This is a genomic window from Mycobacterium sp. (assembly GCF_049281135.1).
Lineage (GTDB): Bacteria > Actinomycetota > Actinomycetes > Mycobacteriales > Mycobacteriaceae > Mycobacterium.
The window spans coordinates 1-2,999 of sequence record NZ_JBAPRN010000438.1; the positions used below are offsets into that span (position 1 = coordinate 1).

3 protein-coding genes are annotated in these 2,999 nt (G+C 64.2%); 1 reads left to right on the forward strand and 2 read right to left on the reverse strand.

Annotation, left to right across the window (positions count from 1 at the left end):
• Positions 1-485: 485 nt before the first annotated feature.
• A complete protein-coding gene (locus tag WAN02_RS17860) occupies positions 486-653 on the reverse strand; it encodes a hypothetical protein (RefSeq protein WP_422265582.1) in 168 nt (55 codons plus the stop codon).
• A 221-nt stretch (positions 654-874) separates the two neighbouring features.
• Positions 875-1,849: an NADP-dependent oxidoreductase gene (locus WAN02_RS17865; RefSeq protein ID WP_422265584.1), complete on the reverse strand. Its 975-nt coding sequence runs from the start codon at positions 1,847-1,849 to the stop codon at positions 875-877.
• A 666-nt stretch (positions 1,850-2,515) separates the two neighbouring features.
• On the opposite strand from WAN02_RS17865, the gene WAN02_RS17870 reads away from it, so the two are divergent.
• On the forward strand, positions 2,516-2,999 hold a 484-nt coding region (locus WAN02_RS17870), incomplete at its 3' end, for an aldehyde dehydrogenase family protein (RefSeq protein WP_422265585.1).

A 2,999-nucleotide genomic window follows, 5' to 3' on the forward strand; every position in this document is an offset into this window, starting at 1 on the left:
CGAGCGGGCGCGACACATCCGAGGCCGCCTCCGTCAAGAGCCGCCGTCAACATTCCGCAAGTCGGTCGGGTTGACCGATCAATGTGTGGTGGCGGGTAGCGATCTCGATGACATCGACCACGCCGCCGAGCGCCGCCACGCTGGCGTATTGCTTCTCGGCGTTGGAGACACGATCACGGGTAGCAAGGATTCAGGTCAGCGGAACGTTGCACAGTATGTCACTGAGATCCACCCGGGCGGCCGACTCAGAGCGGTTCTCCCCGCGCGAAGGCTGAAACCGTGAGTGCGCCTATGTCATTCCACTGCAGAGGAGCGAAGCGGTGAACCATGGATTGAAGTTCGGTTTTCCCGCCTGCGCGTACCGGTTCGCATAGCGGCGGCTAGCGGACCCACGGGCCCGCTCACACAATCTGCGATCGACTTGCCGTCGGGCCGAACGAGTGCCGCCAGGAAGACCATCCGCGAGACTCGATCCGATCCAACCGTCAAGTCACACCGGGGAAGGTCACACTAGCCATCGAATGACCAACCGGATCAACCTTTTTGAGGCCCCGAGTTTCGATCTGCTCGGCGATCCCGTCGACGCGCTGCCCGATGTTCAGCGACGCCATGTCGACCGGCGGTGTTCCGCGTCCGGGCGGTTCGGCGGTCACGAGAATTTCCATCGGCGTCCGCATTCCGTTCGCTCAAAGGATGTCCACCCTTCTTCGGTTATGTGGCGGGCCCGGCTTGGACCTATGTCGAGCGCGGAAGCGACCCGCCCGAGCAAGGCCAACGCCCGGCATTCACAGTTCCGCGAAAGTGAACGCTCTCAGGGCAGACTTGCTATGTTTCGCCATGTGGAGGCTGAGTTCTTCACGCGTCGCTGTGGCTCCTAGAACGCCAGAATGATCCGTCCCCGAGTGCCACCGGCTTCCAGCTGACGATGGGCTTGGGCAGCCTGATCCGCATCGAAGACACAGGCGACCCGCAAGGTCAGGGTGCCGTCCTCGACCTGTCGTCGCAGTTCTTCGAGCTTCGCGGTCTCGCGGGCGTAGTCGTGCACCCAAATGCGGTGAAACCTGATGTTGCGCACTACCTTTGGCTGGTACCCGCGGAAGGTGGCGACCTGTCCACCGTCGCGGACCGCGGGCAGCGACTTCTCGTCGAGCACGGCGGCGTCGAGCAGAGCGTCGACGCCCTCAGGCACGACGTCTCGGATACGTTGGGCGATGTCATCGCCGCGGGCGAGCACTAAGTCCGCGCCCGAACTGCGCACTAGTACTTCGTCAGCCGCTGACGCGTCGGCGATTACCCAAATGCCTTCGGCGCGTGCCAGCTGGATGGCGTATCCCCCCAAGGTGCCCGCCGCGCCCGTGATCGCCAACCTGTCACCGGGGGACAGACCCAGGGTGTCGAGTGCGCGGCGAGCCGTTAAGCCGTTCATGGGCAGGGATGCCGCTTCGGCGTAACTAGTTCCGGCGGGGGTCTTCGCGACCGACTCAGCGGGTACGACTACGTACTCAGCGTACGCGCCGTGATGCCCGGCGGGTAGCACGATCGCCATCACGTCGTCCCCGACGTGCAGCCGGGGCGGCACTCCTTCGCCGATCTCATCAAGTACGCCCGCCGCGTCCATCCCCGGAACCCAGGGTGGGCTGCTGGCGGCGCTGCGGCCGCTTTTGGCACCGCCGCTTCGGATAACGGTGTCGGCCGGATTGACTGCAGCCGCGCGTACCCGGATTCTCAGTTCCCCGGGGCCAGCCTGCGGCTTCGAGAGCTCGAGCGTGCGCAGCTCATCGCAGCTGCCGAACTTGGTCACCCCGACCGCCCGCATCGTCGCCCCCTGTCTCGGTTCAGCGTCGTTCATACTTTGGTCGGCGTCGATAATCGAGAATCAGCGGCCTCGACGAACGCGTCGTGTTCGCGGCCCCGTTGCGGACCCATTCAGAAATCCGCTACCCGACTTGCGTCCACCGGGGGTGATGGGCTATCCGAATCGCCGCTGGGTCGCGGCAACCTCGGCGTACGAGGCCTGAATGTGTCTCCGCGCGATCTTTCCGCTTGCCATCCGCGGGAGCGGGGATGACTCAACGAACACGAAACGCCGAATCTTGTAGCCCGCCAGGTGATCCCGGCAATGATCAATGTCGCCAACCCGATGCCGCGGGTCGCGCCGGTCACGATGGCGACGCGGTCGGCGAGATCGATCATCCGGTGGAGCGGGGAGGGCCGCAGGATCGTGGTGCGGCCGAACTCAGAGCTCATGCTTACGGCTCCAAACGTCGTCGGCAGGGGCTCGGCGCCGGGCACCTGCATTTATCGGCACCTGCTGCCCCAAATTCATACCTTACAACAATAGTTTTCGACTACGAGAGAACGACTACGAGAGAACCCCGTGCTTGCGCCTGATCTGCTCGAATTTTGCCTCGCACCTTGACCGAGGACGGAAAACCACCTAATGGTTGTAGCCTAACGTGAGTGACGCCGGGCACATATCCCCGCGTGCTTCACCCGTACGAGCGAAAGGCAGCGCATGAGTGTCCGCGAGGAGTTCCTGATCAGCGGAGAGTGGCGCAAGGCCATGTCGACCGAGCGGATCAGCGTGGTGTCACCTTTCTCGGAGGAAGTGATCGGCGAGGTGCCCGACGCGAATGCCGACGACGTCGATGCAGCGGTTCGGGCGGCTCGAGAGTCTTTCGACGACGGACGGTGGCGGGGTCTGCCGGTGGGCGAACGGGCCGACATCCTCGACCGCGCGCTGGACATTCTGGAGTCCAAGCTCGACGAAATCTGCCAGCTCGTCACCGCGGAGATGGGTCTGCCCGCCACGTTCGCGGCTGACGTAATCCCCGGGGCCGTCGCGACCGCTCGCTACTTCGTCCAGATCGCTCGAGACGACGCGCCGAGCGAGGTTCGCACGACGCAACTGTGCGACGTCGCCGTGATCAAGGAGCCGGTAGGGGTGGTGGCCTCCATCGCCCCCTGGAACGGCCCCTTCAACATGGCACTTTCTAAGA